Source organism: Pseudomonas sp. NPDC090755, from assembly GCF_044769005.1.
Lineage (GTDB): Bacteria > Pseudomonadota > Gammaproteobacteria > Pseudomonadales > Pseudomonadaceae > Aquipseudomonas.
Genome location: NZ_JBIVXC010000012.1, coordinates 47,010 through 73,429 on the forward strand (window position 1 = coordinate 47,010; position 26,420 = coordinate 73,429).

The 26,420-nt window shown below is 67.2% G+C and carries 21 protein-coding genes; 2 read left to right on the forward strand and 19 right to left on the reverse strand.

Going from position 1 to position 26,420, the window contains the following annotated elements; genetic code table 11:
• The 5 genes from ACIQUS_RS17960 to ACIQUS_RS17980 all read right to left on the reverse strand — a co-directional run bounded on the left by ACIQUS_RS17960 (position 1) and on the right by ACIQUS_RS17980 (position 7,011).
• Positions 1-1,212 (reverse strand): thiolase family protein, encoded by a 1,212-nt coding sequence (locus tag ACIQUS_RS17960; RefSeq protein ID WP_403049144.1) that lies wholly within the window; start codon positions 1,210-1,212, stop codon positions 1-3.
• Between the two features lie 69 nt (positions 1,213-1,281).
• Positions 1,282-2,949 (reverse strand): DUF1302 domain-containing protein, encoded by a 1,668-nt coding sequence (locus ACIQUS_RS17965; RefSeq protein WP_403049147.1) that lies wholly within the window; start codon positions 2,947-2,949, stop codon positions 1,282-1,284.
• 68 nt (positions 2,950-3,017) lie between these two features.
• Positions 3,018-4,082: an MBL fold metallo-hydrolase gene (locus tag ACIQUS_RS17970; RefSeq protein WP_403049150.1), complete on the reverse strand. Its 1,065-nt coding sequence runs from the start codon at positions 4,080-4,082 to the stop codon at positions 3,018-3,020.
• Positions 4,079-5,929: a long-chain-acyl-CoA synthetase gene (locus ACIQUS_RS17975; protein ID WP_403049153.1), complete on the reverse strand. Its 1,851-nt coding sequence runs from the start codon at positions 5,927-5,929 to the stop codon at positions 4,079-4,081. The genes ACIQUS_RS17970 and ACIQUS_RS17975 overlap by 4 nt, the downstream gene beginning before the upstream one ends.
• Positions 5,926-7,011, reverse strand: coding sequence for an alkene reductase (locus ACIQUS_RS17980; RefSeq protein WP_403049156.1), 1,086 nt, complete (start codon positions 7,009-7,011; stop codon positions 5,926-5,928). Before ACIQUS_RS17980 ends, ACIQUS_RS17975 begins: the two co-directional genes overlap by 4 nt.
• Before the next feature lie 244 nt (positions 7,012-7,255).
• Here ACIQUS_RS17980 and ACIQUS_RS17985 point away from each other — a divergent pair, with 244 nt between their 5' ends.
• Positions 7,256-8,584, forward strand: a complete 1,329-nt coding sequence (locus tag ACIQUS_RS17985; RefSeq protein ID WP_403049159.1) for a spinster family MFS transporter — start codon at positions 7,256-7,258, stop codon at positions 8,582-8,584.
• Between the two features lie 188 nt (positions 8,585-8,772).
• Here ACIQUS_RS17985 and ACIQUS_RS17990 read toward each other — a convergent pair whose 3' ends face one another.
• The 11 genes from ACIQUS_RS17990 to ACIQUS_RS18040 form a co-directional block, all read right to left on the reverse strand.
• A complete protein-coding gene (locus tag ACIQUS_RS17990) occupies positions 8,773-9,483 on the reverse strand; it encodes a TraX family protein (protein WP_403049162.1) in 711 nt (236 codons plus the stop codon).
• Positions 9,484-9,712: 229 nt separating this feature from the next.
• On the reverse strand, positions 9,713-11,095 hold the full coding sequence (locus ACIQUS_RS17995; RefSeq protein WP_403049165.1) for a DUF1329 domain-containing protein: 1,383 nt from the start codon (positions 11,093-11,095) through the stop codon (positions 9,713-9,715).
• Between the two features lie 80 nt (positions 11,096-11,175).
• Positions 11,176-12,864 (reverse strand): class I adenylate-forming enzyme family protein, encoded by a 1,689-nt coding sequence (locus ACIQUS_RS18000; RefSeq protein ID WP_403049168.1) that lies wholly within the window; start codon positions 12,862-12,864, stop codon positions 11,176-11,178.
• On the reverse strand, positions 12,857-14,017 hold the full coding sequence (locus tag ACIQUS_RS18005; protein ID WP_403049171.1) for an acyl-CoA dehydrogenase family protein: 1,161 nt from the start codon (positions 14,015-14,017) through the stop codon (positions 12,857-12,859). Before ACIQUS_RS18005 ends, ACIQUS_RS18000 begins: the two co-directional genes overlap by 8 nt.
• Positions 14,014-15,219 (reverse strand): acyl-CoA dehydrogenase family protein, encoded by a 1,206-nt coding sequence (locus ACIQUS_RS18010; RefSeq protein ID WP_403049174.1) that lies wholly within the window; start codon positions 15,217-15,219, stop codon positions 14,014-14,016. Before ACIQUS_RS18010 ends, ACIQUS_RS18005 begins: the two co-directional genes overlap by 4 nt.
• 106 nt (positions 15,220-15,325) lie before the next feature.
• Entirely contained in the window at positions 15,326-16,495 is a 1,170-nt protein-coding gene (locus ACIQUS_RS18015) for an acyl-CoA dehydrogenase family protein (RefSeq protein WP_403049177.1), read from the reverse strand.
• Positions 16,496-16,505: 10 nt separating this feature from the next.
• Positions 16,506-17,684 (reverse strand): lipid-transfer protein, encoded by a 1,179-nt coding sequence (locus ACIQUS_RS18020; RefSeq protein ID WP_403049180.1) that lies wholly within the window; start codon positions 17,682-17,684, stop codon positions 16,506-16,508.
• 17 nt (positions 17,685-17,701) lie between these two features.
• The gene (locus tag ACIQUS_RS18025; RefSeq protein WP_285863393.1) at positions 17,702-18,121 is read right to left on the reverse strand and encodes a MaoC family dehydratase; all 420 of its coding nucleotides are present in this window, start codon (positions 18,119-18,121) and stop codon (positions 17,702-17,704) included.
• The gene (locus ACIQUS_RS18030) at positions 18,093-19,226 is read right to left on the reverse strand and encodes an acyl-CoA dehydrogenase family protein (protein ID WP_403049184.1); all 1,134 of its coding nucleotides are present in this window, start codon (positions 19,224-19,226) and stop codon (positions 18,093-18,095) included. The genes ACIQUS_RS18025 and ACIQUS_RS18030 overlap by 29 nt, the downstream gene beginning before the upstream one ends.
• Entirely contained in the window at positions 19,211-20,203 is a 993-nt protein-coding gene (locus ACIQUS_RS18035; protein WP_403049187.1) for a bifunctional MaoC family dehydratase N-terminal/OB-fold nucleic acid binding domain-containing protein, read from the reverse strand. Before ACIQUS_RS18035 ends, ACIQUS_RS18030 begins: the two co-directional genes overlap by 16 nt.
• Before the next feature lie 56 nt (positions 20,204-20,259).
• Positions 20,260-21,045: an SDR family oxidoreductase gene (locus ACIQUS_RS18040; RefSeq protein ID WP_403049190.1), complete on the reverse strand. Its 786-nt coding sequence runs from the start codon at positions 21,043-21,045 to the stop codon at positions 20,260-20,262.
• Positions 21,046-21,180: 135 nt separating this feature from the next.
• Between ACIQUS_RS18040 and ACIQUS_RS18045 the strand changes: the two genes are divergently transcribed.
• Positions 21,181-21,966: an enoyl-CoA hydratase gene (locus ACIQUS_RS18045; RefSeq protein WP_403049193.1), complete on the forward strand. Its 786-nt coding sequence runs from the start codon at positions 21,181-21,183 to the stop codon at positions 21,964-21,966.
• Positions 21,967-22,126: 160 nt separating this feature from the next.
• Here the strand turns inward: ACIQUS_RS18045 and ACIQUS_RS18050 are convergent, their stop codons facing one another.
• From ACIQUS_RS18050 to ACIQUS_RS18060, 3 genes are read right to left on the reverse strand one after another with little or no spacing between them, the layout of a single operon-like run.
• On the reverse strand, positions 22,127-22,885 hold the full coding sequence (locus ACIQUS_RS18050) for an SDR family oxidoreductase (RefSeq protein WP_403049196.1): 759 nt from the start codon (positions 22,883-22,885) through the stop codon (positions 22,127-22,129).
• Positions 22,882-24,582 carry an FAD-binding protein gene (locus ACIQUS_RS18055; protein ID WP_403049199.1) on the reverse strand — a complete coding sequence of 567 codons (1,701 nt, stop codon included), beginning with the start codon at positions 24,580-24,582 and terminating at the stop codon, positions 22,882-22,884. The genes ACIQUS_RS18050 and ACIQUS_RS18055 overlap by 4 nt, the downstream gene beginning before the upstream one ends.
• Before the next feature lie 8 nt (positions 24,583-24,590).
• Positions 24,591-26,300 carry an FAD-binding protein gene (locus ACIQUS_RS18060; RefSeq protein ID WP_403049202.1) on the reverse strand — a complete coding sequence of 570 codons (1,710 nt, stop codon included), beginning with the start codon at positions 26,298-26,300 and terminating at the stop codon, positions 24,591-24,593.
• Positions 26,301-26,420: the final 120 nt, after the last annotated feature.

Consider the following 26,420-nt stretch of genomic DNA (forward strand, 5'->3'; position numbering starts at 1 on the left):
TCAGGCTCCCTGCAGGATCAAGGCGCCCTGCTCGCTCATCACGCCGCCGGTACCGGAGACGTAGACGTTGTCGCAGCGCGTCAGTTGGCGTTCGCCGGCCTGGCCGGCAATCTGGGTGACCGCTTCGATCACCTGGGACATACCCCCGGCGGAACCAGCCTGGCCGAAGCTGAGCTGGCCACCGTGGGTGTTCATGGGGAAATCGCCACGCCAGGTCAGGTCGTGCTCGCGGACGAAGGCCATGCCCTCGCCCTTGCCGCAGAAACCGGCGTCTTCCAGGGTCAGCAAGGCGGTGATGGTGTAGCAGTCGTAGATCTGCGCCGCATGCATGTCGCCAGGCTTGAGGCCCGCCATGGCGAAGGCGCGTTGCGAGGCCGGGCCGATCGGGGTGTGGAGCATGTCCTTGGCATAGGACGGCGACTTGAACGCCAGGTGCTCGCCGAAGCCTGTGATGTACGTCGGCCGCTTGCGCGTACGCGCCGCCACCTCGCGGGAGGTGACGATCAGCGCCGCGCCCCCGGCCACCGGCATGACGATTTCCAGCACATGCAGCGGATCGGCAACTTTCTTGCTGACCAGCACCTGCTCGATGGTCAGCGGCTGGCCGAAGAACATCGCCTGGTCGTTGGCCTGGGCGTTGAAGCGCTGGTCGACGGCGATCTTGGCCATCGCCCGCGGGTCGTAGCCGTACTGGGCGGCATAGCGCTGGGCGATCATGGCATAGCCGGTGTTCTGGCCCATATGCCCGTAGGGCAGGTCGAATTCGGCCTCCGGTGCGCCGTAGGCGGTACTGTGCCCGCCAAAGCGCATGGCCCGGGCCATCCAGGCCGGGTCTTCCTCCGGCCCGAAGGGCGCCATGCGCGCCGGCAGCACACAGAGCACCGCCTGGCACAGCCCCAGTTCAATGGCCGCCGCCGCGCGCCAGACCATGCCCACCGGAGTGCAACCGCCAAGGTCCACCACTTCGGCGAAGTTCAGCTGCAGGCCCAGGTATTCGGCGGCCATGGCCGGCACGAACACCGAGGCCTCGTGAAAGTGCGGGCCGTTGATCACCAGCCCGTCCAGGTCCTCGGCGCGCAGCCCGGCATCGGCCAGGGCTCGCGCCGCCAGGTCAGCGACCTGCTCCAGGTGGAACATGCGTGGTGCGGTGGCGTATTTCTCAGGCTTGTATTGCGCAGTGCCGACAATGGCGGCCTGTCCTTTGAGTCCCATGAGTCCCCCCTGCCGAAGTGTGGCTCCGGCGATTGCAATAGTTGGATTGAAAGCCCGCGTGCATAACACTCAGAAGGTGTATTTCATCGAGAACGTGGCGTAGTCACGGTCGGCGAACGGTCGCTTGACCGGGTCCGGCGAGCCCAGGTAGCCGACCATGGTCAGGGCGACTTCCAGGTTGCTCAGGTACTTGAAGGTGGTGCCGACGCTGTAGCGTCGATCGCCCTGCACCCCGGAGATGCTGCCGGCCATGGGTGTCGAGCCACTGAACACGTTGGAGAAGCGCACCGGCACCTCCAGATCCCAGCCCTGGAAAACCCCCGGATAACTGAACGAGGCGCCGAGGGTGTAGGCGCTGGCGTCCTGGCTGCGCCAGGCGGAGCTGGTCTTGTAGGTGTAGTCATCGGAATCTCCCACCAGCGGTGCCAGCGACGGCAACAGGTTGACGCCTTGCAGATTGGGCGCCGCCGAGGTCGACTCGACGCTGTCGGCGCGTACATGAATGATTTCCGCGGTCAGCGTGGTCTGGCTGGACCAGGGGCGGTCGCCAAGAATGCGCATGGCCGAGACCTGGAACTGCTGGCCCTTGCCCTTGGCCGGCACCGGGCCCAGGCCGGTGTTGACCATGATCGGTGCGCCGTCGCGGTACGACCATTCGGCACCGATCTGCGTCTCGCCCAGCTTGGTCGAAAGGCTCAGGCCGGTCAGTTTGATGTCTTCGAAATAATTGATGCGGTAGCCGTTGCTGGCAAAGGCGAACTGGCCATTGCCCAGGGGCACGGCGTTGTAACCCACCAGCGCGGTGGCCGGGTTCTTGTCGTGGTAGTTGACATGGAACAGCGCCAGTTCGATGGCCGGCACCGGCCGGTAGCGTACCTGCACGCCCCACTGGCCGCTGTCGCGGGGCTCATCGGTGCCACGGTACGGCACAGTGCCGGTGGCGGTGCGGATGAACTCGCGGCCCGGCCCGACCACGTCGCTGCTGGACAGGTAGCTGCCCACCGGCGGCAGTTCGGTGCCCTTCCATTCGTACTGCACATAGGCGCCGAAGGTGACCTGCGGGTTGATCCGGTAAGCGCCGGAGAACTGCCCCACCGGCAACAGCACTTCCTTGACCTCGACCCCGGGCTGCGCCGCCTTCACCGCATCGGAGGGGTTCTGCACGCCGTTGACGCCCGGGTAGTACAGGCTCTCGCCCCAGGACTCGATATGGCGCCCGGCCTTGACGTCGAGCATGGTGTCGTTGTCGAAGCGCCAGCCGCCGAACACATAGGCATCGAGCAGGCGGCTGCGGCCACCACTGTAGTAGCGGGTGCGGCTGGTGAACTCGTCGTTGTCACCACTCTTGTTCACCGTTTGCGGCGAATCGTTGTCGTTGTCCTGGTGATAGACGTCATCGTAGAAGGTACTGGCGCGCAGCACGGCGCCATAGTTGTCCTGGCGCAGGATCATCTCGCCCAGGGCGCCGATGCGGTTGGTGGTCAGGCTGCCCTGGTCGAAGTTGCGGTTGGCATCGTCGGCGTTGACGGTCATCAGCCGGTCGCTGGGCTTGCCCACGCGCACGCCCATGCCGTAGCTGGTGGTCACCGACCAGTCGAGGGTCGCGCCGTTGTCGAACTCGATGGTTTCCCCCGACCAGGCAGGCGTCGCCGCCAGTGCCACGGCCAGCGCCAGGCCACTGGCCTGGAAGGCCTGCGCATCCAGGCCAGTACAAATATTGTTGTTCTTGTAATTCACACTGACTCTCCTCTAGGGCAACCGCAAGGCCGCCTGGACTGTTCACCATGACCGGGACACCGGCGTGCTCAGAACACCCGCTGCGGGTCGGGGGCCGGAGCTCCCGCCGGGGCGCGCCGATACCGCAGCAGCCCCCCGCATTCCTCGCGCACCAGGGCGCCTTCGCTCATGAGGTAGTTGGCATGCGCCAAGGTTTCACCCAGGGCCATCAGCTCGTCGAAACGACCTGACAGCCTGGGAAACAGCACGGCCATCAGCTCGAGCGCGGTACGCGGCTCGTCGCAGCTGGCCAGCATTTGTTCCAGCTGGCCCTGGTGGTGGGCCTGCAACTGCGCCAGGCGCTGGTGCAGGTTGTAGAACGGTCGCTCATGGGCCGGCAGCACCAGCACGCTGTCGGGCACACGGCGCAGGCGTTCGAGGGAATCGAGCCAGTCGCGCAGCGGATCGGCCGCAGGCTCGGTGGCCTGGACGCCGACCGTGGAGGTGATGCGCGGCAGCACCTGGTCGCCGGAAATCAACAGGCCCTCCTCGGCGGCGTACAGGCAGGCATGCTCGGGCGAGTGGCCGCTGCCGATCAGCACCTGCCAGAGACGCCCGCCGATCTGCAGCTGGCTGCCCTCACGCAACCGCCGAAAGCCCGTGCAAGGCAGCGGCCGGAAGTGTTTGTTCTGAATCGCCGCATGGAACTCACCGGCCTGCTCGGCACTGAAGCCGGCCTTGCAGTAGAAGTCGATGAAAGCCCAGGCCGGCGGCGCGTCATCCGGCACCTGCACGTGCAGGCTGCGAAACTCGGCGGCGGTCATGTACAGCGGGCAGTGGAACCGCTCGGTCAGCCAGGCCGCGACCCCGGCGTGATCGCTGTGAAAATGCGTGCAGATCACCGCCAGCACCGGCTGGCCCTGGAAGACCTCGGCGAACACCCGTTCCCACACCGCAAAGCTCTGCGCGGTGTTCATGCCGGTGTCGACCACCACCCAGCCGTTCTCGTGGCGCAGCAGGTAGAGGTTGATATGGTCGAGGCGAAACGGCAGAGGCATGCGCAGCCACAACACGCCATCGGCCACTTCCAGCACCTCGCCGCTGGCCGGGGGCGTCGGCCAGGGGTAGCGCAGCCCGGCATCGCGGTCGGTCATGCCGCACCTCCGGCGAAGGGTTGCAGGCCGGCGCGTTGCAGCACCTGCGGCGAGTAAGGCAGGTAGCTGCGCGCTTGCTCGTCACGGATGAACAGCGGGTCCTGGCAGGCCTGCGGGCAATAGCCCTGGCGCTGCAGGTCGACCTTGCGCAGTTTGAAGGTGCTGGTCAGGTCGGCCGCGGCGCTGACCCGCACGAACACCGGCGCCGCGTAGCGTGGCAGGCACTGTTCGGTGAGGGCATAGAAGGCCTCGGGGTCGAAGTCCTGCCCGGCCTGCATCAGCACGGCCGCCATGCCGGCGCGGCCTTCGTGGCCGGGAACCTGCACGCCGTAGATGTTGATCAGTTCCAGGCCCGGCAGGTCACCGAGGGCATCGGCCACTTCCTGGGTCGAGACGTTCTCGCTCTTCCAGCGGAAGGTATCGCCGATGCGGTCGACGAAGTAGCAGTAGCCGTCGCTGTCCTGGCGCAGCAGGTCACCCGAGCTCCAGTAGGCATCGCCCTGGCAGAACACGTTGCGACGAATCTTGCCCTCGCTGGCCTCGGCCGAGGTGTAGCCCTCGAAGCGCCCGCCGCCGACGTCCGGGTGGTCGACGATAAAGCCCATGGCCTCGCCCACCTCGCCCACTTCGCAGCGCTGGTAGAAGCCCTGCGCGTCCCGCGGGTGGCAGTCGTTTTCCACGTCGTAGCGCACCAGGCACAGGTTGGTCCGGCTCCAGTCCGGCACCCGCCCGCAGGAGCCGGCATAGTTGTCGACGTTGATCAGGTTGGCGTTGGCCTCGGTGGCGCCCCAGCCTTCGAAGATCTGGATCGGTCCGAAGCGCTCGACCCAGCGCTGCCAGGATTCCGGGGTGAGGCCGGCGCCCAGCATGCAGCGCAGGCTGTGCTCGCGCTCGCCGTCGACGACCGGCTGGTTGAGCAGGTAGCGGCAGATCTCGCCGATGTACTGGAACACGCTGATACGGTGCTCGCGCACGTCCTTCCAGAACTCGCGCACGCTGAACTTGCGCCGCACCACGATACTGGCACCGGCACGCAGCGCCGTTGAGGTCACCGAGGTGGCGGCAGCACCGTGGTACAGCGGCAGGCAGCAATAGAACACGTCCTCGCAGGTGGCCTGCAGCGTTACTTCCATCACGTCGCCCGACGACAGCCAGCGCATGTGGCTGTAGCGCGCCGCCTTGGGCAGGCCGGTGGTGCCGGAGGTGAAGATCAGCAAGGTCGGCGCCTGGGCCTCGATGCCGGCGCGCAGGTCCCGGGGGAAGGCACTGGCGGGGGCACTGTCCAGGCGTGCGGCAAAATGAGCGTCCACGACCTTGGGCAGCGCTTCGGTCCAGGGGTTCTCGGCATCGGGCAACAGCCAGTAGGACAACGCCGGCAGCCCGTCGGTGGCCGACAGGTTCCCCAGGCATTCCTCGCCGACCACCACGGCCTTGGCGGCAGTGGTCTCAAGGGCATGCTGCAGGGCGCGGCCGTTGACCTGGGTGTTGATGAAGGCGACCACCACACCGAGCTTGACCAGGCCGAACCAGGTGCAGAAGAACTCCGGACGGTTCTCCATCAAAAGTCCGCAGACGTCGCCGGCACGCAGGCCCTTGGCGTAGAAGGTATGGGCCATCTGGTTGGCCCGGGCATCGACCTGGGCGTAGCTGTAAGGCTGCCCGGCATAGATCAGGAAGGGCCGCTCGCCCTGCTTGCGCGCCTGCTCCTCAAAACGGTCGGCCAGGGTGTAGAGGTCCCGTGGCTTGATCTGCGCACTGGCGGCGGCGCGCAAGTCGAGCAGCGCCTGGGTCTGCTCGCGGGGCACCACCACACCCGGCATCACGTTGGCCTTTTGCACCGAACTCATGGCGTCACCTCCAGGCTGGCGGCCTGGTAGGCCGGATAGTCCGAATACCCTCGCGCCCCCGGGGTGTACAAGGTGTGACGGTCGAAGCCGGCCAGTGGCAGGCCACGCAGCAGGCGCTCGACCAGGTCCGGGTTGGCGATGAAGTGTCGACCGAACGACACCGCATCGCCCTCGCCCGCTTCCAGCGCGGCCCTGGCCGATTCGCCGTCGAAGCCGTCATTGAGGATCAGCCCGCTGCTGCTGTGCTGGCGCGCCAGGGCAAAGGCATCGAGCCCCGGCAAGGGCGAACGCATGATGTGCAGGTAGGCCAGGCCCAGCGGCGCCACGGCATCGCACAAGGCTGCGGCGGTGGCCGCTGGATCGGCATCGTCGATGTCGTTGTACGGGTTGCCCGGGCACTGGCGATAGCCGACACGGCCAGCACCGATGGCCGCCGCCATGGCTTGGAGCACCTCTTTGGCAAAGCGCACGCGGTTGGCTGCGCTGCCGCCGTAGGCATCCTCGCGACGGTTGCTGCCCGAGGCCATGAACTGCATCGGCAGGTAGCCACTGGTGCAGTGCAGCTCGACACCGTCGAACCCGGCTTCACGGGCATTGATGGCCGCCTGGCGATAGTCGTCGATCACCTCGGCGATGCCCTCCAGGGTCAGTGCCTGGGGCTCGTCGGTATCGGCCATGCCGGCCGCATCGGTGAACAGGCGGGTGCCTGCACGCAGCGCCGACGGTGCCACGGTGGCCGCGCCCCGGGGCTTGTTGTGGTGGCTGGCGGCGCGGCCGACGTGCATCAGCTGCAGCACGATGCGCCCGCCTTGCCCATGCACCGCGTCGGTGACCTTTCGCCAGGCCGCCACCTGCTCGCGGCTGTAGATCGCAGGCGTGCGGCAGTAGCCCAGGCCACTGGCCGAAGGCGCGGTGCCTTCGGCGACAATCAGTCCGGCACTGGCGCGCTGGCGGTAGTACTCGACCATCTCGGCACCGGGTAACGCATCGCTGCCGGCGCGGCTGCGGGTCATCGGCGCCATGACAATGCGGTTGGCCAGTTGCAGGTCGCCCAGGCGCAGCGGCTCGAACAAGATGCTCATGTCAGCTCCTTCACTTCTTGGAAATGCCCGGCCATGCCAGAATCCCGCTGCCCGGTTGGCAGGGATCGCGCACTACCGGAGATGGGCCGAATGATTGACCCGGGGCTGTCACGAAACATCGTCCGTCAAGACTAGATTTCTGGCGCCGGGCCCGGGAGTTGGAAACTGGTCTGAACGGACGATGAAAAAGCCCGGTCGAGCCCCGACGATCAAACCCACCAGAACAAGACCGGGAGCACCCGCTGTGAACACCTCGACCCCTGTGACATGGCGCACGCACTACGCGTTGTTCGTGCTTGCCGCCATCTACGTCTTCAACTACATCGACCGCCAGTTGATGGCGATCCTGATCGAGCCGGTGAAGCTTGAATTCGGCATTTCCGACACCGGCATCGGCCTGCTCTCGGGGGTGACCTTCGCGGTGTTCTACACCCTGTTCGGCTTCCCCCTGGGGCGCCTGTCCGACCGCATCGGGCGCAAACCGGTGATTGCCCTGAGCTGCATCGCCTGGAGCCTGATGACCATGCTCTGCGGCCTGGCCGGCAGCTTCCTGATGCTGGTGCTGGCACGCATTGGCGTGGCGGTGGGTGAAGCCGGTGGCACTGCACCGTCGGTGGCCATGGTCTCCGACCTCTACCCGCCACGGCGGCGCTCCACGGCCCTGGCGGTGCTGATGCTCGGTTCGAGCCTGGGTGCGGTGGTGGGCCTGGGCCTGGGCGGCTGGATCGCCCAGCACCACGGCTGGCGCCTGGCCTTCTTGCTGATCGGCGCACCGGGGATCTTCCTCGGGCTGCTGTTGCTGCTGACTGTGCGCAGCGCCAAACCTGCCGCCATCTCCGTGCAGGTTGCGGGGCAACAGCAAGGCTGGCTGAAAACGTTGGTGGAATTGATGCAGATGCCGTCGTTCCTCTGGCTGGTATTGACCGGCGGCGCCGCGGCCATCGCCGGCTACGCCATCGGCACCTGGAGCCCGAGTTTTTTGATCCGCTCCCATGGCCTGAACGTGCAACAGGCCGGCTTTCTGGTCGGCGTGGTCGGCGGCAGCGGCGCGGCCCTGGGCACCCTGGCCTGCGGCATGGTCACCGACCGCATGGCGCGCCGCGATGCCGGCTGGCAGATCGGCGTACCCTTGCTCGGCACCCTGATCAGCATCCCCTTCTCACTGGCCTATTTCCTCTGGCCGCAGGGTACGCTGCTGCAGCTGGGCGGCATCGATGTGCCGACCGCCTTCCTGTTCTACAGCGTGTTCGCCTTCTTCGGCGTGTGGTGGGCCACGCCGTGCCTGGGCGCCATCACCCACCTGTTCCCCGCCACCCGCCTGGCCCAGGCGACCTCGATCTTCGTAATGGCCATGACCTTGCTCGGCGTGGGCGTGGGGCCATTGCTGATCGGCGTGCTCAGCGATTTCTTCCTGCCGACCCTGGGCGCTGAATCCTTGCGCTATGCGCTGGCGGCGTCGGTGTCGATGCTGGTACTGGCGGCGGTGTTCCTGGCGTTGGCGCTGCCGGGGTATCGCCGGCAGTTGCGTGGGCCGGCAGGTGTGAAAGCCACCGGCGCCACAGTCACCGCCTGAGCACTGTAGCCGCTGCCGCCAGGCTGCGCAGGCGCCTCGGTGTGCCAGGTTTTACGACCGCTTTGCGGTCGATCGCAGGCTTCGCCAGCTCCCACAAATGCCAGGTGATCGCGGGGTATTTGTGGGAGCTGCCGCCAGGCTGCGATCGGGCGCGTAGCGGCACAGTGAAGCGCATCCAGGCGTGTGCGTTACAGCAACCGGGTCAGTAGCTTGATGACGACCAGGTGCAGCGGATAGAACCAATACCCCCATTTCCCCACCGGCCAGATCCGCACGCCGTACGGCCTGCGCAGCAGCCACAGCCCCAGCGCCGCCGACAATAACGCCACCGCCAGGATCATCAGCGCTATCGGCTGGGCCACGTTGCTGCGCACCCAATGGTTGGTCAGGTTTCCCGCCACCGCGACAAACCCGGGCACCAGCCAGGTCCCCCTCCCCCCGCGCAGCGCCAGCGCAAACGCCGCCGGCAGCAACACCCCCGGCCAGCCATACATCAGCACATCCGCCGCCAGCAGCGCGACCAGCAGCACACCCAGGGCCATGGCCCGGCGATGATGGTGCACGCCCAGGGCCAGCAGCAGCCCCAGGGTCAGGGTCGGCATTATGCTGAAGGTTCCGGAGCCGACATCCAGCGACCGGTACGGCCACTCCGATATCAACGAGAATGCCGCCAGCCAGCCCAGGTAACGGCCATTGGCGGCCGTGAACAGCTGCCCTGGCGTGGAACGCACGACATTGGCCGCGATGCCCAGGCAGAACAGCGGGAACGCCAGGCGGCCAATCACGTACAGCCAGTCGGCCGTGGGCCAGAGAAATCGCAGGTGGTCGGCGACCATGGTCAGCATCGCCAGCCACTTGACCAGATCCAGGCCAGCCGAACGCTGGGTTGTGGGGGGCATGGGCGTCCTTGAATGCGTGCGGGGATCAGCTCACAGCATAGGAGGCCCGGCGGGCAAACGAAAAGGCCCGCGAACCTCCAGACCGGATGGGCCTGGGTGTTTGCGAGCCTTGATTACGACAATACCGGCCTCTCGCCGGCTCTGCCGGCTCCCACAGTAATCCTGCAGTCAGCCTCCCCTGTGGGAGCTGGCGAAGCCTGCGATGGGCTGCAACGCAGCCCCAACCTCCTCAGCGCCCGATCGCGCGCGCCGCGTCCGAGGTGTACATGTCGGCGGTGAACTTCGACTCGTTGAGGATCGGCCCCTTCTTCGCTTCGTTGGTCATACCATAGCCGGTGTACTGTCCCGAGTTCAGGTCCATGAAGAACTGTGAACCGGCCTGCCAGCCACTCATGTCCGGGTGGTAGTAGTAGTTGATCATCGCGTGCTTCCACAGCTGCCCACGGGCATCGTAGTTGTCGGCCATCACCGCGTTCCAGGTGTCCTCGTCGATGAACAGCACCCGCTTGCCATAGACATGGCGGTAGCCTTCCTTGAGGTCGGCCTCCAGCACCCAGACCCGGCGCAGTTCATAGCGCATGTACTCGGGGTTCGGATGGTTGGGGGTGAGCAGCTGCGCATACTTGACGGTGGCCGCGTTGGCCTTGAAGGCGTTGGCCGGGCTGTAGATCTCGCGCTTGCCGACCAGCTTCCAGGTGTAGCGCTCGGGGGCGCCGTTGAACAGGCGGTCTTCGTCGACGGTCATGGTGCCGTTGGTGCCGATCATCGGCTGGTCGTAGCCATAGCCCGGCATCTGCCGCACGCGCCGGGTGGACGGGCTGTAGCTCCAGGCCTGACGCGGGTTGGTGGCGAAGTTGTAGGGCTCGTGGGCGATGCTGATCACTCCGTTGTCACGGGCTGGCTTGAGCGTGGTGTTGTAGCTCATCGCCTGGACCTTGTCCTCGGTCTTGGGCTCGACCGTCGGCGAGTTGGCCTGGGACAGGTTGCGCGCATGGGCGCGGCCCCAACCAATGCTGCCGTTGGGCAACACCGAGGCCAGGTCGCTGATCTTCTCCTCGGTGTAGGCGCGCGCCGGCAGCTGGTGGTTCCACAGCAGTTCCATGCCGGTCTTGGGAATCGGGAACGGCACCTGGCCCAGGCCCTCGATGCCCAACCCGTCGTTGACCAGCCGGGCATTGAGGGCGTTGTACTTGACCCGCTCGCAGACGTAGTCCGGGTAGCGGAAGTCCCTGTGGCCGGGGTAGATGTTCATCTTGTAGCTATCGGGGTACTTCTTGAGCAGGGCCTTCTGCCCTTCGGTCAGGCGCGATTCGTACTGGGCCATGTTCTGCGCGGTGATCACCAGGATCGGCTTTTCCGCAGCGTACGGGTCCACCGGCTGGTCGCCGGAGAATTTCACATGACTCCAGCCCGGCACCTCGCCCAGGTACTTGCCGGTATAAGGCGGGATGCTGCCATCGGCGTTGCCGGCTTTTTCGGCACCGACACAGGTCAGTTCCTTGCCCAGCTTGTCGGCTTCCTGGGGCGACACCTGTGCCGCCGCGCTACCGATCAGGCCGGTATTGACCACCATCGTGGCCGCGAGCACGACACCTGTTGTTGTTATTTTCATGTATTGCCTCCTTCGCTGATAAGGCTTTCGGGTAGTCCCCATTCTTCGCGTTCTGGCTGTGTATTCATCGTCCGGAAAGACTAAGAATCGAACGCGCCGACAAATTGCTGCAGCTGGGCCTTGAGCACTTTGCCGGTGGCGTTGCGCGGAAACGGCGTGGCATGCAGGTAGACCTGTGCCGGCACCTTGTAGGCCGCAAGGCGAGCGGCGATGAAGGCCTGGATCGCACTCGCCTCCAGCTGCGGCTCAGCGCGCACCGCCAGGGCGACCGCCTCGCCCAGCTGGCTGTCGGCAACGGCAAAGGCCGCCGCCTCCTGCACCCCGGGCATGTCGCCGATGCAGGCTTCGATCTCGGCTGCCGAAATCTTCTCGCCGCCGCGGTTGATCAGGTCCTTGACCCGCCCGCTGATGTACAGGAAGCCCTCGTCATCGAGGTAGCCGGTGTCGCCGGTGTCGAGCCAACCATCGCGCAAGGTCACGGCGTTCTGCGCGGCCTGGTTCCAGTAGCCGCTCATCAGGGTCGGCGAGCGCAGCCAGATCAGCCCGGGACTGCCCGCTGGCAAGGGGTGCTGCGGGTCATCGCCGATGCGGACATCGACAATCGGCAGCGGCCAGCCACAACTGCCCGGTTTGTAGACGAACTGGTCACCGCCAACGGCCGCACCGATGCCGTTGCTTTCGGTCAGGCCATAGCCGCTGCCGCCGATGGCGTCGGGCTTGCGTTCGATCATGCTGGCCAGCAGGCTGCTGGACGACGCGCCGCCGCCCAGCCCCAGGCCGAACAAACTGGCGGTGTCGGCACCGCCGAAGCGTGGCGAGGCCAGCAATTGCTGCATCATCACCGGCGCGCCGTTGAACTGCGTGCAGCGCTCGTCACGGATCAGGTCCAGCGCCCGCTCCACCTCCCATTTGTACATCAGCACCAGGCGTCGTCCGGCACGCAGGGCCAGGAGGAACTGCGCGTGCAAACCGCTGACATGGAACAGCGGCACCGCCATCAGGGTGGTCGGCGCCAGGCCGCTGTTGATCACCACGCCGATCCGCTCGGGCGAGCTCATGGCGCAGAACGCGCCCTGGAATTCCAGCGCGGTCAGTGACTGGCAGATCGCCCGGTGGCTGGACAGCACGCCCTTGGCGCGGCTGGTGGTGCCGGAGGTGTAGAGGATCAGTGCCGCGGCGTCGGGGTCAGGTTGCAGGCTCGGCACCGGCAAGGGCGTTGCGGCCAGCAGGTCCTCATAGCGCTGGCAGCGCCTGGGCAGTACCTGGTCGGGTGCGGTGCCGACGACGATGGCCGACAGTTGCCCATCCCCCAGGTCACCCTCCAGCACCCGCAGCCGCGCCTCATCACACAACAGCAGGCAGGCGCCGCTGTCCTGCAGGCCGTGCAGCAGCTCGTCGCGCAACCCCCAGCTGTTGAGCGGCACGCACACCGCACCGCAGCGCTGGATCGCGGCGAAGGCCACCAGCCAGGCCGGCTGGTTGCGCATGGCGATCGCCACACGCTCACCCGCTTGCAGGTTGAAGGTGCCGACAAGTTGCCCGGCCAGGCGGTCGACCTGATCGAAGTACTGGGCGAAGGTCAGGCGCAGGTCCTGCCACACCAGAAATTCACGGTCGCCATGCGCGCGGCCGGCGTCGATGGCCTGCAGCAGGTCTGGCGCAGTGTGGCGAAAACAGCGGGGGCCGCCGTCTTCGGGGGTCACGACTTCAAAGGGCGAGCCTGGGGCAATCAGTTGCGCCCAGGCGTTGTGCCAACGTTGCTCAGTCATGCTGTTCCCCCTGGGCCAGGGCCCCGTAGCGCTGGCAATGGAAGTCACGATCGCCCAGGCTTGCCTGGGCCACGCGCACGCGCTTGAGGTACAGGCCGACGTCCAGCTCGTCGGTCACGCCGATGCCGCCGTGCATCTGCACCGCTTCGTTGGCGACCTTGATCGCAGTATCGCCGGCTTTCCATTTCGCCAGGCTGACCAGGCGGCCGCGGGCGGCGGCGTCCAGGGTGTCGTCATCCAGGGCCGACAATGCGGCCATGACCGCGCTGCGGCTCAGGGCCAGGTCGACATACAGCTGCGCGGCGCGGTGTTGCAGGGCCTGGAAACTGCCGATCGGGGTGTCGAACTGCACCCGGGTCTTGAGGTAGTCCAGGGTGGTTTCGAACAGGTGCCCGGCGGCGCCCAGCAGTTCGGCAGCCAGGCAGGCGCGGCCCCGGTCCAGGGCCAGGTCGAGGCTGGCCCAGCCCTCGCCCGCCTGGCCGAGCAGGGCCTCGGCGCCAACCCGCACCTGCTGCAACTGCAACCGTGCGCAGTTGCGTGCATCGATCAGCGGCAAGGCGCTGACACTCAGGCCCGGGGTATCGGCCGGCAGCAGGAACAGGCTGATGCCCTGGGGATCTCCCGCAAGCCCGGCCACCCTCGCCGCCACCAGGTAGGCATCGGCGCCCAGGCCATCGAGTACCCAGTACTTGTCACCGTTCAGGCAGTAACCGTCGCCGTCGGCCCGGGCCTGCAGCGCAGTGCTTTGCGGCGCGTGGCGGGCCTGCTCGTCCAGGGCCAGGGCCAGGCGCAGGTCACCGGCGATCACCGGCGCCAGCCAGCGGGCCTGCTGCGCGGCATTGCCGGCCAGGTGCAACAGCGAGCCGCCGAGCACCACGCTGGACAGCAAGGGCGTGGCCGCAAGATTACGGCCAATTGACTCGAAGACAGGCCCCAGGCCCATACAACCAAAATCCAGCCCACCCAGTTGCTCAGGGAAGGGAATGGCGCTCCAGCCCAGCGCCACCGCCTCGCGCCACAGCTGTGGATCGAAGCCACTGGCGCTGCCCTCGTCACGCAGCCGGCGCTGGGCCACAACCGGGCTGCGGGCGGCGAGAAAATCCCGCGCGCTGTCGGCCAGCAGGCGCTGCTCGTCGCTGTAGACCAGGTTCATGGCGTCACTCCTTTCTTGGCTTCGGGCAGGCCAAGCACGCGCTTGGCAATCACATTGAGCTGCACCTCCGACGCACCGCCGGAGATGGTCAGGGCATAGCTGTTGAGCCAGCCGCGGGTAATGGCCAGTTGCGGATCGTTGCCGGCCTCGGCCTGCCAGCCCATGGCATGGCCGCCCATGAGGTCGAGCAGCACCTCGAACTTGTCGCGCTCCTGCTCGGTGTGCACCAGCTTCATGGTCGCCATCAGGCCGCTGATGTCATCGCCGGCCTGGGCTGCCTGGCCCATGCGCTGCACGGTCAGGTCATAGGCACGCTCGTTCATCGCGCAGGCCAGGGCACGACCGTGCAACACGTGTTCGCCCTGCCCTTGCGGACGCGGCAGGTACTGGCGCAGCAGGGCCAGCAGGTCGACATGGGACGGCAGGCTGATCTCGCCGAACTTGGACATGGCCTTGCGCTCGTGCTGGAGCAGGCGCTTGGCCAGGTTCCAGCCGCCGTTGAGCGGCCCGATCAGTTGCGTCTTGGGCACCTTCACCCCATCGAAGAACACCTGGCAGAACGCCGACTTGCCGCTGATCAGGTCGATGGGCACCGGATTGACGCCGGGGCTGCGCATGTCCAGCACGATCAGGCTGATGCCTTCATGCTTGGGCGCGCTCGGGTCGGTGCGCACCAGGGCGTACATCCAGTCGGACTTGTCGCCATAGGACGTCCAGATCTTGCTGCCATCGACCACGAAGTGATCGCCGGCATCGCGGGCGCTCATCTTCAGGCTGGCCAGGTCCGAGCCTGCATTGGGCTCGGAAAAGCCCTGGCACCAACGCACTTCGCCACGGGCCATGGGCGGCAGCAAGGTGCGCTTCTGTTCCTCGCTGCCGAATTCCAGCAGCAGCGGGCCGAGCATCCACACGCCCAGGTTGATTTGCGGCGGCCGGCACTTGAGGCGGCGCAATTCGCCCTCCAGCACGGCCAGCTGCTCGGCGTCCAAACCGGCGCCGCCGTAGGCTGGCGGCCACTCGGGGCAGAACCAGCCCTTGTCGCGCATGCGTTCGAACCACAGCTGCGCGTCGCTGCTGGGGAACTGCGGCTGCTGCGCGCCCCAGACCACGTCGCCCTCGCCCATGGCGGTGCGCATCGATGGCGGGCAGTTGGCCTCAAGCCAAGCCCGGGTGTCGTGCCTGAATTGCTCGATGGTGCTCATATGATTGACCCTTGTTTTTGTTTGATTTGCAGGAGCGGGCTTGTCCCGCGATGCGATGTGACTGACAGACCGCATTCGCGGGGCAAGCCCGCTCCTACACCGGGCGCTAGCGCTGTGGACGCGGCATGCCCAGGCCGAACTGGGCGATCAGTTCGCGCTGGATCTCGTTGGTGCCGCCGCCGAAGGTCACCGTCACCGACGCGCGCACTTCGTATTCCAGCTCGCCCTGCAGCAAGGCCGCGGCCGAGCCGCTGCGCAGCGCGCCATTGGCGCCGAGGATGGCGGCCAGGCGACGAAGGATCTCGATGGCCGACTCCGAGCCGTAGACCTTGGTGGTCGAGGCCAGCGCCACGTCCACCCGGTCGCGTTCAAGATCGGCGGCGATCCTGAAGTTGATCAGGCGCATGGCCTCAAGGCGCGCATAGCACTCGGCCAGGGAGGTGCGTACCCAGGCCTTGTCCACCGCCCGGCGCCCCTGCTCGTCGCGGCTGCGCGCCCACAGGTAGACCCGGCGGAACAGCCCGGCGACCTTGTCCGACCAGGAGCCCAGACCCAGGCGCTCGTGGTTGAGCTGCGCGGTGATCAGCTTCCAGCCGCCGTGCAGCTCGCCCACCAGCATGTCGCGGGGCACGCGCACGTTGTCGTAGTAGGTGGCGGCGGTCGGGTTGCTGGTGGTCGGGATCAGGGTGCTGGAGAAGCCGGGCAATTGCGTGTCGAGGATCAGGATCGACACGCCCTTGTGCCGGGCCCGCTCCGGGTCGGTGCGCGCCGCCAGCCAGATGTAGTCGGCCGACTCGGCACCGGAGGTCCACAGCTTGTTGCCGTTGACCACGAAGTGCTCGCCGTCGAGCCGGGCACTCGTCTTGAGTACCGCCAGGTCGCTGCCGGCACCGGGCTCGGAATAGCCGATGGCGAACATGATTTCGCCCCCTGCGATGCCGGGCAGGAAGCGCTCTTTTTGCGCTGCGCTGCCATGGGCGATCAGCGCAGGGCCCACGGTGCTGATGGTCACGAACGGCAAGGGCGCGCCGGCGATATTGGCCTCTTCGAAGAAGATCAACTGCTCGGTGGCGGCATAGCCCTGGCCGCCGTGTTCCTTGGGCCAGCCGACCGCCAGCCAGCCGTCGCGGCCCATCTGGCGCACGGTCTGGCGGAACAGTTCGCCGCCCTCCTGGCCGCGCAGCTGCTCGCGCAGTTGCGGGGTCATCAGGGCCTGGAAGTAGTCGCGCACCTTCAGGCGCAGCTGCTGTTGCTCGGGAGTAAGATCGACGAACATAAGCTGCTCCTTAGGCCGCGCCGAGAATCAGGCCGCTGGTGGGCACGCCGGTACCGGCAGTCACCAGCACGTTGTGTACATCGGCCACCTGGTTGACCGCCGTGCCGCGCACCTGGCGCACCGCTTCGGCGACGCCGTTCATGCCATGGATATAGGCCTCGCCCAACTGGCCGCCGTGGGTGTTGATCGGCAGCTTGCCGCCCCGGGCATGGTGGCCGGCGCGGATGAATTCCTTGGCCTCGCCGCGCGGGGCCAGGCCGAATTCTTCCAGCTGCGGCAGTACGAACGGGGTGAAGTGGTCGTAGATCACCGCGGTCTGCAGGTCCTCAGGGCCCAGCTTCGACTGGCGGTACAGCTCGCGGGCCACCACGCCCATCTCCGGCAGGCCGGTGATGTCGTCACGGTAGAACGAGGTCATGATCTGCTGGCCGTCGGTGATGCCCTGGGAGCCGGCCTTGATGATCACCGGCTTGTTCGGCAGGTCGCGGGCGCGCTCGGCCGAGGTGATGACCATGGCCACCGCGCCGTCGGACTCCTGGCAGCAGTCGAGCAGGTGCAGGGGCTCGCAGATCCAGCGCGAGGCCTGGTGCTCTTCCAGGGTAATGGGCTTGCCGTGGAAGAACGCCGCCGGGTTGGTCGCGGCGAAGTCGCGCACCGCCACCGCCACCCGGCCGAAGTCTTCGGACGTGGCGCCGTAGGTGTGCATGTAGCGCTGGGCGAACATGCCGACCCAGGCCGCCGGGGTGTGGAAGCCGTGGGGCATGTACCAGCCGTAGTTGACGTTCTCGAAGATCGGCGTCGAGGCAAAGCCGTAGGTACCGGTGCCGAAGCGGTACCAGGAGCGCTCGTTCATCGCCCGGTAGACCACCACCACCTTGGCCACCCCGGTGGCCACCGCCATGGCCGCATGCATCACCGGCCCACAGGCCGCGCCGCCGCCGTGGGGTACCTGGGAGAAGAACTTGACGTCCTTGCAGCCGAGCAGGCGGGCAATCTCGTACTCGGGCACCTTGTCCACCGAGTAGGAGCTGAAGCCCTCGACCTCGGAGGGGTCGATGCCGGCGTCCTTGAGTGCGCTCAAGGTGGCTTCCATGGCCAGGTGCAGCTCGGTGCGGCCGGAGTGCTTGGAAAATTCGGTGGCGCCCAGGCCAACAATGGCGGCGCGCCCGCTGATCGATGAATCGGTCATCTGTGTGTCTCCCCCTGTCAGGGCAGGATCAGCGCGACCGTGCCGGTCACGTGATTGCCCATGGAATTCTTGCCGCTCAGGGTCACTTCCACCGTGCGGGTGGCCGGGTCCTGGCGGGTCACGCTGCCGTTGAAGGTCATGCAGTCGCCGGGGTAGTTGGGTGCACCCAGCTTGATCTTCAGCGACACGAACTGCGCCAGCGGGCCGGCCCAGCCTTCGACGAAGCGCTGGACCAGGCCGTTGGTAGTGAGGATGTTCATGAAGATGTGCTGCGAGCCCAGGGCCTTGGCCGCTTCCAGGTCATGGTGACCGGGGAAGTAGTCGCGGGTGGCGATCGCGCCACCTGTGATCAGGCCGACGGTGATGGGAATCGCCAGCGCCGGCAACGCTTCGCCGGGCTGCACGTCTTCAAAGCGCTTGGTGTTCTTCGAGGTCATATTTCCATCCCAGCTTGTCGTTATCGCCCAGCCAGTCGCCGAGGCGTTCCAGGCATGCCGCCGATCCTCCCAGGGCAAGGCCCAGGGCACGGCTCCAGTAGAGAAAACGGTGAATCGGGTAGGTCAGGTCGACGCCTATCCCGCCATGCACGTGCTGCGCGCTGTGGCCGATGCGGTGCCCGGCCTCGCAGGCCAGCCAGGCCGTGGCCAGCGCCTCGCAAGGCGCCCCAAGGCCGGCATCGAGTCGGTAGCACAGCTGCCAGAGCGCACTGCGCAGGGCTTCCAGGTCGATGTGCGCATCGGCCATGCGCATCTGCACGGCCTGGAAGCTGCCGATCGGCCGGTCGAACTGCTCGCGTTCGCTGACATAGGCCACGGTGCGGCGGATGTGCGCTTCGCTGACGCCCAGTTGCAAGGCTGCCAGGGCCGCCTGTACACGCGGCTCCAGCCAGTCCAGTGCCGGCCCCGGCAACAGCTGCTCGGCGCTGATGCGCAGGCCTTCGATCTCGACGTCGGCCACAGGCTCGCCATGGGTGAGCACACCGGGCACGCATCGCACCTGCGCTGTACCCAGGTCCACCAGTACCAGGCGTGGCTGGCCTTCGGCCTCGGCCAGCACCAGCGCGGCCTGGGCCTGCTGGCCGAAGGCGAGCGCGGCGACCTTGCCGTCCAGCACCCAGCCACCTTCGCAAGGCCGGGCCTGCAGCTCGATACCGCAGGCACTGGCACGGGCCTCGATAGACAGGCTCAACAGCACCTCGGCGCTGGCCGCCCGTGCAGCCCAGGTCGCCGCTTCGCCCAGGGCGAAGTGCGCCAGGGTCGCCGCCGCCAGTTGATGACGCCACAGCGGCACCTGGCCCAGGCTGCGCCCCTGGGCCTGGAGCACCAGCATCAGCTCGGTGATGCCCAGGTCGCTGCCGCCGGCCTGTTCGGGAATGGCCAGGGCATGCAGGCCGGTCTCCACGCACAGGCCCCAGAGGTCGCTCATCATCGCTTCGCCGCTGTTGTCCCACTGGCGCAGGGCATCGTCGTCGCAATGGTCGGTGAACAGGCTGTCGGCCATCTCGGCGATGGCGCGCTGGTCTTCGCTCAGTTCGAAGTCCATGTGCCCTCCTCGACCGGCGACGGCCGGAACAATGGCAGGGTCAGCTGCTCATCGAAGGTCTGGAACTCGACCTGCAGGCGCTGGCCGATCTTCAGCTGGCCGGACTCGACGCCGACCAGGCCGGCGATCAGGCGCACGCCTTCCTCCAACTCGATCAGGCCGATGGGGTTGGGGTGCTCGAACGGCGCCACCACCGGGTAGTGCATGACTACGAAGGAATACAGGCTGCCCCGGCCACTGGCCTGGACGCTGTCCCAGTCGAAGCTGTGGCACTTGATGCACACCGGTGCCGGCGGATGACGCAAGGTCGCGCAGGCGGTGCAGCGCTGGATCAGCAACTGCCCCTTGGTGCAGCCATCCCAGAAAAACCGGGTGTCGTCGCTGATGCCGGGCAGCGGTCGCTTGGCCACCGCCGGTGCTTCTACAGCCGGTGCCGGGGCAGCCGCTGCGGCCGGACGGAACTTGAACACGCGAAACAGCAACTCGCCCACCGGCTCGTCGCCGCCGGCTTTCTCGACGAAGTGGCTCATCACCAGAGTGACGAAGAAGCCGGTGCCCAGGGCGGTGGTCTTCTCGTCGCCGACCGACTCCAGGCGGGTGGTGTAGTACAGCTTTTCGCCCAGGCGCAGCGGCCGGGTGAAACTCAGTTCGGAGTTGACCGCCACCGTCGAGGTGTAGCCTTCGGCCTCGAACAGCTTGAGCACCTCGTAGGGGTTCTCGTCGGTGGAGCCTGGCGGGTAGTTGTTGGCGTGAAAGCCCTCCAGGGTCCACACCTGGAGCATCGCCGGCGGTGCGATCAGGCCTTCGTGGACGGTTTCGAGGGCCGCGGCCGGGTCGGTGTAGAGGGGGTTTTCCACGCCCATGATCTCGCACCACTGGCGAATCATCGGCGCGTTGACCTCGTCCCAGGCATACACCCGCCCGTACTGGCGCCCCACCAGGGCGCTCACATTGGACAGCAATTGTGGATCTGCCACAGTCGTCTCCTGCAAAGTGAGGGCAGCGCCCGGCACCCGGGCGCTGCCGGGGTGAATCAGGTCGGCAGCACCTGGGCCGCGTCGAGGAAGGCCGGACGCTCGCCGCCGCCATGCAGCAGCAGGTTGCAGCCGCTGGCGTAGGCGGCGAGCGGCGAAGCCATGTACAGGCAGGCGTTGGCGATGTCTTCGGCCACCGCCATGCGCCCGGCAGGAATGCCGGCGCTGACGGCGGCGATGCCGGCGTCGGTGCCGTAGTGCAGATGCGCCTGCTCGGTCAGCACCAGGCCGGGGCTGACCGCCACCACCCGCACCTTCGGCGCCCACTCCACCGCCAGCGACTGCACCAGCGCCAGCACCCCGGCCTTGGCCGCGCCGTAGGCAGCGGTGCCGGGCGAGGAGCGCAAGGCGCTGATGCTGCCGATGAACAGGATGCAGCCGCCTTCGGCCTGTGCCTGCATCAGCCGGTTGGCGTGCTGGGCGACATTGAAGGGCGCGATCAGGTTGAGGCGGATGATGCTCTCGTGAAACCGTGGTGAGGCTTCGGCGGCCGGTGCCCGGGGGCTGCCGCCGGCGTTGTTGACCAGTACATCGAGACGGCCGTACTCGCGGCCAATCGTGTCGAACAGCGCCTGCAGCGACTCGCTGTCGCGCACGTCCGCCGGCATGAACGCAGCGCTGTTGCTGCCGTGTGACGGCAGCAACAGCGGCGCATGCCGGGCGCAAACAATCACGCGTGCCCCGGCGGCGAGAAACTCGCTGGCGATACCCGCGCCGATCCCCTTGGTGCCGCCCGTGACGAGCACCACCTTGCCGCTGTAATCCAACCCCGCGTGCTGACCCATGTCGTGCTCCTTGTGCTTCTGACCAGGGTCACTCTAGGGACAACCTGCAGCGCGTTCTTCGTCTGAACGGACGATGAATCGACCCGGTGCGCTGGTGACACTGACGGCCATCGCCACGCGCGCACGAGGATCATCATGCTTGATGCCACCGCTCCACCCGTCCTGCTCGACCACCCCCTGCCCGGCGTGGCCCGGCTGCGCCTGCACCGGCCCCAGGCCACCAATGCCCTGAGCCTGGAACTGCAGGCGCTGCTGTCGTCGCACTTCACTGCCCTGGCCCAGGACCCCGGGGTGCGCTGCATCCTGCTCACCGGCGGCGACAAGGTGTTTGCCGCCGGTGGCGACATCACCAGCATGGCCGGGGTCGGCGCCATCGACATCTACAAGCGCCACACCGAACGGGTCTGGGCGCCGATACAACACTGCCCCAAGCCTGTGATCGCCGCAGTATGCGGCTATGCCTATGGCGGCGGCTGCGAACTGGCGATGCTCGCCGACCTGATCGTCGCCGGTCGCAGTGCGCGCTTCTGCCAGCCGGAAATCCGCATCGGCATCATGCCCGGCATCGGCGGCACCCAGCGCCTGGTGCGGGCGGTGGGCAAGGTCAAGGCCATGCGCATGGCGCTGACCGGACAACCGATCAGCGCCGAGGAAGCCTGGGTGGCCGGCCTGGTCAGTGACCTGGTGGACGATGACCAGGTACAGGCCAAGGCGCTGGAGCTGGCGGCGCTGATTGCCGGGATGCCGGCGCTGGCCGCCGAGCAGATCAAGGAGGTGATCCTGGCGGGCATGGACGGGCCGCTGGAAACGGGGTTGGCCCTGGAGCGCAAGGCCAACGCCCTGCTGTTCGCCTCGCGCGACCAGAAAGAAGGCATGCAGGCGTTCATCGACAAGCGCGCGCCGCAGTTCGAAGGACACTGACACCTCTGTAGCCGCTGCCGCCAGGCTGCGATCGGCCGCGCAGCGGTCGTAAAACCTGACCTGCCGCGTACTTCCGGCCAACCGAGTCGGCCGGGTTGCGACTGCTACGCAGTCGATCGCAGCCTGGCGGCAGCGGCTACAAAAGCGTCCAGGATGAGCGTCAGATACTCATCAACAACTGACCACTGTCGATACGCATCTCCATGCCATTGATCGCCCGCGACTCGTCACTGGCCAGGAACAGCACGCTCGCCGCCACATCCTCGGGCAGGCACATGCGCTGCATCGGGTCGTTGTCGATGGTCATGCGCTCGGGGTCCAGCCCGGCGGGCCAGCTGGCGCGGGTCATGGCGGTGAGCACGCTGTCCGGGTGCAGGGTGTTGCAGCGGATCCGGTACTTGCGCTGGCGGCAGTGCACCGCCACCGAACGCGACAGGGCCGCCACCGCGCCTTTGGAGGCACTGTAGGCCATATAGTCGCCACGCCCGCCCAGGGCGGCGATCGACGACATGTTGATGATCGAACCACCGGTGGCCTTCATCAAGCCAATCGCCTCGCGGCAGCCGAGGAACACGCTGTCGCTGTTGACCCGCAGCAGCTGGTGCCAGTCGGCCAGCGAAGTGTCCTCCACCGAACCGCTGCGCAGGATGCCGGCGTTGTTGAAGAGAATATCCAGGCGCCCGTAACGGTCGCGCAGGTACGCCATCACCTGCTGCCAGTCGCTTTCGCTGCTGGCGTCGTGGCGGATGAAGGTGGCCTGCTCACCGATCTCGGCGGCCAGGGCCTGGCCGGCCTCGACGTCGATATCGCTGATCAGCACCTGGGCACCTTCGGCCGCCAGCAGGCGCGCGCAGGCGCGACCGATGCCGTTGGCGCCGCCGGTGACCAGGGCGACTTTGCCGTGTACACGTCCGCTCATGCGGGGGTCCTCTTGTTGTTGGCTAAGGGGGTTTGCTCTGCACTCGCGCTGACCACCGCCGCCCCGGCACGGCGGCCGGAGAACACGCAATCGGCCAGCGACAGGCCACTGATATACAAGTGCGACGGAATACCCAGCGCCGTTCGCCCGGCGGCATACAGGCCGGCAATCGGCTGCCCCTGTTCATCCAGCACGGCGCCGCTGCTTTCATCGACCTTCAAGCCCCCCAGGGTCAGCGCCCCCAGCGGAAAGATCGGGTTGCCCACGGAAATGTCGCAGGCATAGAACGGCCCCTGGTCGAGCACCTCGCGGCTGCCCGGCGACTTGCCGAAGGCATCCTCGGCCTCACCGCGTGCGGCGGCATTGTTGCGCTGCAGCGCCTGGGCCAGGGCCTCGGCCTGCATGCCGGTAGCCGCGGCCAGCTGCGCCGGGGTCTTGCCCTTGCGTGGTTTGAGCAACATCAGCGCCAGCGCCGGCACGCTCTGGAACCACCAGTAACCACCGAACAGCGCCTGGCGGATGGCCTTGGCCCGCAACCTGGCATCGAGCACCAGCCAGGCGCGGCCGCCCTGCTCTTCCATCAGCGGCTGGCCGAGGGTCGCGCCGTAGACTTCCTCGTTGCAGAAGCGCCGGCCATCGCGGTTCACCACAATCCCCTTGGGCCAGCAATGCGGCGGATTGATGAAGCGCCAGGCCGACACCCGCTCGAGCCCGGTGCTGGCGGCTCCGACCGTCTGCCCCAGGCGCAGGCCGCTGCCGTCGCAGCCGGTGGCACCGACCTTGAAGTTGCGCCGATAGGCCGGTGCATGCTGTCGCATCAAGTCGCGGTTGAAGATGAAGCCACCGGTGCTGAGGATCACGCCCTGGCGCGCCCGTACCCGGTACGGCTGGGCGTGCTCGCGCTCCAACTGGCTGACACGCTGGCGCAGCTTGTCGCAGTAGCCCGGCGCCAGGTTCTGCCAGCGCTCGGCGCGGGCGGCCAGGCGGGCGTGGTCATGGGCGGCCTTGCTCCCCGGTGGCAGGCGCCACAGCTCGACGCCGAGCACCCGCCCCTGATGATCCTGCACCAGGCGCCGCGCTGCCGCTTGCAGCACGGGGCGCACCCCGGCTTTGAGGCAGGCCGCCTTGAGGTGACCGTAGAGCACCGCGCCGCACTGGCCCTTGCCCACGGTGCGATGGCCACGGGGCGCGGGAGGCAGCGCGCCGCCGTGAGACGGCACCAGCTCGTTGCCGGAGTAATAGAGGAAGTAGCCATCGGCGGGGTACGAGGTCTTGCCGCCCGGAGGCATCTCGTGACCGTACGGCGCGCCGTGGCCCTGCAACCATTCGAGGTTGGCCACGCTCTGCTCGCAGAAGCTGCGCAGGGTGGCGTCGCTGACCACGCCGCAGGTTTCATGCTTGAGGTAGTCGAACATGGCCTGGGGGCTGTCGTTGATACCGGCCGCCCGTTGCTGGCGGGTGCCGCCACCGGCATACACCACCCCGCCGCTCTTGGCGCTGGCGCCACCGCCGGTGAAGCGGTCGGCGATCAGCACGTCGGCGCCATTGGCGCGGGCTTCCAGGGCGGCGCAGGCACCTGCGGCGCCCCAACCGACCACCAGCACATCGCACTGGTTGTCCCACTTGAGCGCCTGGCTGTCGGTCACCCGCACCGGCGGCAGGATGGTGCTGCAGGTTGAAATCTCAGCAGTCTGCATGGCGGCTCCTAGCGCTGGCTGGCGAGGTGGTTCGCAGCGACATAGGCGAAGGTCAGCGCCGGCCCCAGGGTGCCGCCAGCACCGGGGTAGCTGGTGCCCATCACCGAGGCCGAGCAGTTGCCGATGGCGTACAGCCCGGCAATCGGCTCGCCGTCCTCGCGCACCACCTGGGCGTCGGCGTTGGTCAGCAGGCCGCCCTTGGTGCCGATATCGCCGGCATCCATGCGCATGGCATAGAACGGCCCCTTGCGCAGCGGCGCCAGGCACGGGTTGGGCTTGATGTTGCTGTCACCGTAGTAGCGGTCGAAGACATTGCCGCCGCGGCCGAAGTCGGGATCGACGCCGGTGCGCGCGTAGTCGTTGACCTTGGCCACGGTGTGCTCCAGGCCCGCGGCATCGACGCCGATCAACTGCGCAAGCTCGGCCAGAGTATCGGCCTTCCAGTACAGGGTGTTGCGCCACTCCTTGCGCAGGCGGCTGTCGGGCATCACCTGGGCCGGCATCAACGGCCCCATGGCATAGTTGTGGCGAAAATGCGCGTCGAAGATCACCCAGGCCGGCACGCTCTTGCCACCGGTGACCTGGTTGTCGCGGTACATGGCGTCGACGAACTCCAGGTACGGCGCCGCCTCGTTGACGAAGCGCCTGCCCTGGCCGTTGACCACCAGTGCCCCGGGAAACGCTCGCTCGGCGAACACGCCGCGGGGCTTTTCTTCACCGGGCACGGCGATGGTCGGCGCCCACCAGGCCCAGTCGAGCAAGGCGGTCGCCGCGCCCTCGGCCATGCCCGCCTGCAGCGCGGCGCCGGTGTTGTTGCCAGGTGGCGTGGCGCTCCAGGCCATGCGCGTCGGTTGCGGCAGGTACTGCTCGCGTAGTGCCTGGTTCTGCTCGAAACCGCCGGAGCCTAGGATCACCCCGTGGCGGGCCTTCAACTGCAACGGGCGACCGTCACGGGTTACCTTCACCCCAGTGATGCGCCCGCCTTCATTGACCAGCCCGGTGAAATCGGTGTTCAGCCACAGCGGCACGTTGCGGTCCATCAACGAGCGGCGCAGCGCCGCCACCAGCGAACTGCCCAGGGCGGCGCGGCGGTCGTGCTTGCTCTTGCGCCGCCATGTGAAGTCCAGCTTGTAGCGCAGCATCAGGCCGATGATCAGCAGGCGCCAGCCGAAGCTGCGGGCCATGACCTTGTGGGCGTGGCGGGCGGTCCAGGCGATGCGGCCCATCAGCAGGGTCGAGGGCGATGGCTTGCGCAGGTTGTCCAGTTCTTCGGCCAACAGGCTCGTGTCGAACAGCTCCGGGTCCAGGGTGCGGCCACCGGGCAGCGAACCTGGCAGGTGCGGGTAGTAATCGGGGTATTTTTCCGCCACGGCGTAGCGCACGCGGCTGGTGCGAGTCAGGGCCTCGATCATCTTCGGCGCATTGTCCAGGTAGGCGCGCAGACGGGCTTCGTCCACCTGCTCGCCGGCGGCGGCCTTGAGGTATTGCAGGGCCAGCTCGACGCTGTCGTGGCCCCCCAGGCGGGCGAAGTAATGGTTGTTGGGGATCCAGATCCCGCCGCCGGAAATCGCCGAGGTGCCGCCGTACTTGTCGCTCTTTTCCACGACCAGCACGCTGAAGCCCTGGTCGGCGAGAAACACCGCCGAGGCCATGGCGCCGGCCCCCGAACCGACGACGATCACGTCATAGGCACTTTGAGTCTGAACTTGAGCTGTCATTGTTGTTATGCCATTGGCTGAGAATCAGATTCGATCATCGACTCAGCCAATGGCGGGCTCATCGTCAAAGTGGACTAGGTGTTTGCCGATGGGCTGTGCGGTCGATCGCAGCCTGGCGAC